Here is a 6,584-nt window from a genome sequence, read left to right as displayed (position 1 = left end):
CGGTCAGAACCGGCCTCTTTAAGCTCATAGCGAATACGGGTCAGCGCATCAGGTGCATCCAGATCCACTTTCGGATCGAAACCGGTCGCGCCCACTTCCAGACCGCGCAACGCTTTTTGCAGTGACTCTTGCTGGTTACGGCCAATCGCCATCACCTCGCCCACTGACTTCATTTGAGTAGTCAGACGATCATTGGCACCGACAAATTTTTCGAAGTTAAAGCGAGGGATTTTAGTGACGACATAATCAATCGAAGGCTCAAAAGAGGCTGGTGTTCGGCCACCTGTGATGTCGTTCATCAACTCATCGAGCGTGTAACCTACCGCCAATTTTGCGGCCACTTTTGCTATCGGGAAACCGGTCGCTTTTGATGCTAGCGCAGAAGAGCGCGACACACGCGGGTTCATTTCGATAACGATCATTCGGCCATCTTTCGGGTTTACCGAGAACTGTACGTTTGAACCGCCCGTCTCAACACCGATTTCACGCAGTACCGCCATCGAGGCGTTACGCATGATTTGGTACTCTTTATCAGTCAGTGTTTGTGCCGGTGCAACGGTAATCGAATCTCCGGTGTGAATGCCCATCGGGTCAAGGTTTTCAATTGAGCAGACAATGATGCAGTTATCATTTTTATCGCGCACCACCTCCATCTCGTACTCTTTCCAGCCAATCAGAGACTCATCAATCAGCAGTTCATTGGTAGGAGAGAGATCCAGACCCCGAGTACAGATCTCATCGAACTCTTCACGGTTATAGGCAATACCACCACCGGTTCCGCCCATGGTAAATGAAGGGCGGATAATGCACGGAAAGCCCAACTCAGCTTGTACCGCGTATGCCTCTTCCATGGTATGTGCGATACCTGAACGTGCAGTATCTAAGCCTATTTTTTTCATTGCCTGATCAAAGCGGCGGCGATCTTCGGCTTTATCAATGGCATCGGCTGTTGCACCAATCATCTGTACGCCAAACTCAGCCAGTACGCCATGACGCTCTAGATCCAGCGCACAGTTCAGCGCGGTCTGGCCGCCCATGGTCGGTAAAACTGCATCCGGACGCTCTTTTTCAATAATTTTACGCACCACTTGCCACTGCACAGGCTCGATATAGGTCGCATCGGCCATTTCCGGATCGGTCATGATAGTGGCAGGGTTTGAGTTCACCAGAATAACGCGGTAACCCTCTTCGCGCAGAGCTTTACACGCTTGTGCGCCTGAGTAGTCAAACTCACAGGCTTGACCGATGACAATAGGGCCAGCACCCAGAATAAGAATACTTTGAATATCAGTACGTTTTGGCATTGTGTAGCAACTCCTGTCTGTTCTGGCTGCGTTATTTCAGGTTTAGCGTGCGGTTCTGGCGGTACACATTAATGAGATCAATAAAGTGATCAAATAACGGTGCGGCATCATGCGGGCCTGGGCTGGCTTCCGGATGACCTTGGAAGCTAAATGCCGGTTTATCCGTGCGATGAATGCCTTGTAGTGAGCCATCAAACAGTGATTTATGGGTAGCACGCAAGGTGGCAGGCAGACTGCTCTCATCCACAGCAAAACCGTGGTTCTGTGCGGTAATCATCACCACATCACGGTCTAAATCTTTAACCGGATGATTACCCCCATGATGGCCAAATTTCATTTTTGTGGTTTTCGCACCTGATGCCAGCGCAAGCAGTTGATGACCTAGGCAGATCCCGAAAACAGGAACATCAGTGTGTAAAATCTGCTCTATCGCTTCGATAGCGTAATCGCACGGGGCAGGATCACCTGGGCCGTTGGAAAGAAACACGCCATCAGGGTTTAGTGCCAGCACATCAGCAGCAGGGGTTTTTGCCGGCACAACAGTCAGGCGGCAGCCGCGATCAACGAGCATCCGTAAAATATTGCGCTTTACACCATAATCGTACGCAACCACGTGCAACGGCAGTTCACCGTCTGATTTTGCTGCCGGTAGACCGCCTGTCAGCGTCCAACTGCCTTGTGTCCAACTGTAGGTTTCTGCAGTGGTAACCTCTTTGGCCAAATCCAGACCACTTAATCCGGCAAAAGCACGGGCTTTTTCTAGCGCAAACTGGGCATCAGGCTCTGCTCCGGCAATGATGCAGCCATTTTGAGCGCCTTTTTCACGCAGAATACGGGTTAGTTTACGGGTATCAATATCGGCGATGCCAACAACGTTGTGGTGTTTGAGATATTCAGAGAGGGTGGCGGTACTGCGGAAATTACTGGCAACTAACGGTAAATCTCGAATCACTAAACCTTGAGCATGTACATGAGGTGACTCTTCATCTTCAGGGTTGGTGCCTACATTACCAATATGGGGATAAGTGAGAGTAACAATTTGGCGGGAATAAGAGGGGTCAGTCAGTATTTCTTGATATCCGGTCATCGAGGTATTAAAAACAACTTCCCCAACGGCAGACCCTTCTGCGCCAATGGCGGTACCTTTGAAGACTGTACCGTCTTCGAGAACTAATAGTGCCGTCTTACTCAAAACAACCTCCATGAATATTTAATCTCTTTTGCCGCATTTTCATTCAGAACATACTGAATGATTTGCTGCCTAACATCAACTGTTATGGATTTTTGGCAAATTGCGCAAATTTTATAGATAGAGTGAGAAACTGTCTATAAAAATGATTAAAAAAACACACAAAAACAGAGCAAAAAAAGATTAAATGCATCGGGGGATTCAAAACAAGGACAAAAAAGCAGAAAACAACCGTTTGCTAGCAAAGATAATATTTACGCAATAAAAAAACCGTATGATAAATATCACACAAATTAATAGGGGGGATATAAGCGAAAAAAACCGCACTAAACTACATAAAATAGTTACCATGCGGCATTTATTGTTTTTTCGTCTCATTTTAACAAGCTAAGTATCAATCAGAAATCATCATAGCCTAGCCAGAGACAGCCACACTGTTACAGTGCATGCAGGCCTAAAACATCTTTCATATCATATTGTGCAGGTAACTGGTTATTCACCCACTGCGCAGCTTTCACTGCACCGTTGGCAAATGTCATACGGCTAGACGCTTTGTGTGAAATCTCAACACGCTCACCAATATCAGCAAACATCACGGTATGATCACCGACAATATCGCCTGCCCGCACGGTCGAAAAACCGATAGTACCGGCTTCGCGCTCACCTGTAATCCCCTCACGGGCATACACGGCACACTGATCAAGATCACGGCCCAGTGCCTGCGCAATCACTTCGCCCATTGAGAGCGCGGTGCCTGATGGCGCATCAATTTTATGCCGATGGTGCGCTTCGATAATTTCAATATCAGTGTAATCGCCCATAATAGTGGCGGCTTTTTCCAGCAACTTGAAGACCACATTCACGCCTACACTGAAGTTCGAGGCAAACACAATACCAATCTGCTGGGCAGCATCGGCGATCTCCTGTTTACCTGCGGCATCAAATCCGGTCGTGCCGATAACCATTTTTTTCTGATGCGCACGGCAAAAGGCCAAATGAGATAAGGTGGCCGCCGGTACGGTAAAATCAATTAAGACATCAAAATCATCGGCCACCGCAGCCAGTGAGTCACTCACTTTCACATCTAATCGCCCAATACCGGCCAATTCACCGGCATCAGTGCCAACCAGACTTGAACCCGCGCGCTCAATGGCCGCGCCTAACATTACGCCCTGAGCTGACTGTACGGCCTGAATCAGCTGGCGACCCATACGCCCCCCTGCCCCTGCTACAGCAATTTTGATCATGGTTATCCCTTTTTAAATTGAATGCGGTTACACGCGTTAACGCGTTTTGAGTCTGTGATAAAACACTATTACTGATTTGTAAAAAAAGAGGAAGCATTACGCTTCCCCTTTTTTATGTTCATGTTTACGTCTGTATGTTCACGGTTGATATTTAATCAATTTGCTGAACACGTAGCTCTTTAGGCACTTCAAAAATAATATTTTCTTCGCGCCCTGGGCTCTCTATCACGGCAAGACCACCGAGTTGCTGCAAACGATCAATCACCGCTTTTACCAAGACTTCCGGCGCTGAAGCGCCTGCAGTTAAGCCCACAGTATTGACGCCTTGCAACCACTGCTCGTTAATATCTTCTGCGCCATCAATCAGATAAGCTGCTTTTCCTGAGCGATTAGCCAATTCAGCTAAACGGGTGGAGTTAGAGGAGTTTTTTGAACCGACTACCAGCACGATATCCGCTTGCTCAGCCAGATCACGCACCGCCTCTTGGCGGTTGGTGGTGGCATAGCAGATATCATCTTTACGCGGCCCTTCAATCGCCGGAAAACGCTGGCGCAGTGCGTCAATAACCTCAGAGGTATCATCAATTGAGAGGGTTGTTTGTGTCATAAAACAGAGCTGCTGAGGGTTTTTCACCACCAGTTTTGCTACATCAGCCGGAGACTCCACCAGATACATGCCACCTTGAGCACTATTATACTGGCCCATCGTGCCTTCTACTTCTGGATGACCGGCATGACCGATTAATATTGCCTCAACCCCTTTCCGGCTTGCTCGTGCCACTTCCATATGCACTTTGGTAACTAACGGGCAAGTCGCATCAAAGACGGTTAGCTCACGTGACTTGGCTTCAGCACGCACGGCTTGTGATACACCATGTGCTGAAAAAATCACGATACAGCCATCGGGAACTTCATGCAGCTCTTCGACAAACACCGCACCACGGTTACGTAATTGTTCAACCACGTAACGGTTGTGCACCACTTCATGCCGCACATAAATCGGTGCGCCATACAATTCCAGTGCACGATCAACAATACTGATGGCGCGATCAACGCCGGCACAAAAACCACGGGGGTTGGCTAACAGAATCTGCATGATGTTATCTCTTACTCGTTTTCAGGATCCAGCGCCATGATCTCAATATCAAAGGTCACAGCCTGCCCTGCCAGCGGGTGGTTAAAATCAATGGTGACCGAATCACCGGCAATCGCCCGAACAATACCGGGGATCTCTTGGCCATCAGGCTGAGAAAACAGCATGATCATACCGGTTTCCAGCTCAGTCTCTGCCGCAAAACGGCTTCGTTCAAAGTGATGCATGTTATCCGGATTTGACAACCCAAATGCCTGTTCAGGCGTGAGGGTAAAGCGCTTTTTATCGCCAACCGATAAACCAAGCAGTTCAGCCTCAAGAGCAGGAGAGAGGCTTTGATCGCCAAAGCAAAACAGAGCCGGTTTATTCTCAACGCGAGTTGAGTCAGCAGCACTGCCATCACTAAGCAGCAGATCAAAGTGGACCAGAACGCGGCTGTCAGCCTGAATGTGCGGGGTCAGCATACATATCCTTTTTGTAAGCTTAAAAGTCGGCAATTGTGTTTTTCATTCAGTTTCAATGAAAAAACAGGCTGGCAACTGCCAGCCTGTTGATTGTAACGCAGTGACGCTGTTAAACCGGAGACTATCGTCAGGATTTATGCGCTTGGGTCTTTTCTGACGGCGCTAAAAAACCGTCTAAAACCACCAGCCCAGCACCAAGACAAATGGCAATATCGGCAATGTTAAATGCTGGCCAGTGTGATGTTCCGATATAAAAATCGAGAAAATCGATCACATAACCATGCACTAACCGGTCAAACAGATTCCCCAGCGCACCGCCGATAATCAGCGCATAAGCGAAATTGGGTAACCGCTGATCGGCAGGTGTTTTGTACATCCACACCATCAGTGAGGCTGTCACCAATAAAGCAATGCCCGCAAAAAACCAACGTTGCCAACCACTGTGTTCGGCTAAAAAGCTGAATGCAGCGCCCGGATTGTGCACATAAGTGAGGTTGAAAAACGGCAAAACTTTCACAGATTCGTACAGTGTAAAACTGTCCATCACCCAAAGTTTAGTGCCGATATCAACTGCAAAAATCAGGGCGGCCAGCCATAGCCAGCGCAGCCCTGTAGACAATAGTGGTTTACTCATTAAGCAAACTTACGTGTTTCACCGTTTCCGGCGATATTAGTTACACAACGACCACACAGTGTCGGGTGTTCAGCAACTGAACCGATGTCGGCAGCATAGTGCCAGCAACGCGGACATTTTGCATTTGCTGAACGGATCAGTGTAATGGCCAACCCTTTGCTATCAGTTGCCACGGCATCAGCAGGCGCTGAACTCAATGGTGCAACAACCGCTTTTGACGTTAACAGAACAAAACGCAGCTCATCACTTAAGGCAAGCAGCTTGTTGCTCAGCGCGTCATCTGCGTACAAGGTCACTTCCGCTTCCAGTGCACCACCGACTTTCTTGTCGTTACGTGCTTGCTCAATCACTTTATTCACATCACCGCGAACTTTCAGTAATTCAGCCCAGTAAGCATCGTTCATCTCTTCGCCTTCGGCTAAACCGAACAGACCCTGATACCACTCTTCCGTGAACACAAATTCAGAACGCTCGCCTGGCAAAAAGTTCCAGATCTCATCAGCAGTAAATGACATGATCGGCGCCATCCAGCGAACTAATGCTTCGGCAATGTGATACAGCGCAGTTTGACAGCTACGGCGGGCAATGCCGTCGGTCTTCGCGGTGTACTGACGATCTTTGATGATATCCAGATAGAATGAACCCATCTCAAC

Annotated in this window: 7 protein-coding genes; all 7 read right to left on the bottom strand. The window is 48.4% G+C overall.

The window, feature by feature from the left end; genetic code table 11:
* Window positions 1–1,304 (bottom strand): carbamoyl-phosphate synthase large subunit (gene carB, locus ACRC27_RS03140; RefSeq protein ID WP_438639177.1); only part of this gene is annotated, 1,304 nt, incomplete at its 3' end.
* Window positions 1,305–1,335: 31 nt separating this feature from the next.
* The gene (carA, locus tag ACRC27_RS03135) at window positions 1,336–2,496 is read right to left on the bottom strand and encodes a glutamine-hydrolyzing carbamoyl-phosphate synthase small subunit (protein ID WP_438623552.1); all 1,161 of its coding nucleotides are present in this window, start codon (window positions 2,494–2,496) and stop codon (window positions 1,336–1,338) included.
* A gap of 434 nt (window positions 2,497–2,930) precedes the next feature.
* On the bottom strand, window positions 2,931–3,740 hold the full coding sequence (gene dapB / locus ACRC27_RS03130; RefSeq protein ID WP_438639176.1) for a 4-hydroxy-tetrahydrodipicolinate reductase: 810 nt from the start codon (window positions 3,738–3,740) through the stop codon (window positions 2,931–2,933).
* A 151-nt stretch (window positions 3,741–3,891) separates the two neighbouring features.
* Window positions 3,892–4,836 carry a 4-hydroxy-3-methylbut-2-enyl diphosphate reductase gene (gene ispH / locus ACRC27_RS03125; protein WP_438623550.1) on the bottom strand — a complete coding sequence of 315 codons (945 nt, stop codon included), beginning with the start codon at window positions 4,834–4,836 and terminating at the stop codon, window positions 3,892–3,894.
* Window positions 4,837–4,847: 11 nt separating this feature from the next.
* Window positions 4,848–5,294: an FKBP-type peptidyl-prolyl cis-trans isomerase gene (fkpB, locus tag ACRC27_RS03120; protein ID WP_438639178.1), complete on the bottom strand. Its 447-nt coding sequence runs from the start codon at window positions 5,292–5,294 to the stop codon at window positions 4,848–4,850.
* Between the two features lie 130 nt (window positions 5,295–5,424).
* Complete coding sequence (gene lspA, locus ACRC27_RS03115) at window positions 5,425–5,931, bottom strand: signal peptidase II (RefSeq protein WP_438629201.1); 507 nt, start codon at window positions 5,929–5,931, stop codon at window positions 5,425–5,427.
* On the bottom strand, window positions 5,931–6,584 hold a 654-nt coding region (locus tag ACRC27_RS03110), incomplete at its 5' end, for a class I tRNA ligase family protein (protein WP_438639175.1). The genes lspA and ACRC27_RS03110, both read right to left, overlap by 1 nt.

The organism is Plesiomonas sp., assembly GCF_051650925.1.
GTDB lineage: Bacteria > Pseudomonadota > Gammaproteobacteria > Enterobacterales > CAMTGL01 > Plesiomonas.
This window is presented reverse-complemented; position numbering and strand designations above follow the sequence as displayed.

What these genes read in the sequence shown, in the direction of transcription:
- dapB (WP_438639176.1), bottom strand. Translation starts at nt 3,740, where the DNA reads ATGATCAAAATTGCTGTAGCAGGGGCAGGGGGGCGTATGGGTCGCCAG.
- ispH (WP_438623550.1), bottom strand. Translation starts at nt 4,836, where the DNA reads ATGCAGATTCTGTTAGCCAACCCCCGTGGTTTTTGTGCCGGCGTTGAT.
- lspA (WP_438629201.1), bottom strand. Translation starts at nt 5,931, where the DNA reads ATGAGTAAACCACTATTGTCTACAGGGCTGCGCTGGCTATGGCTGGCC.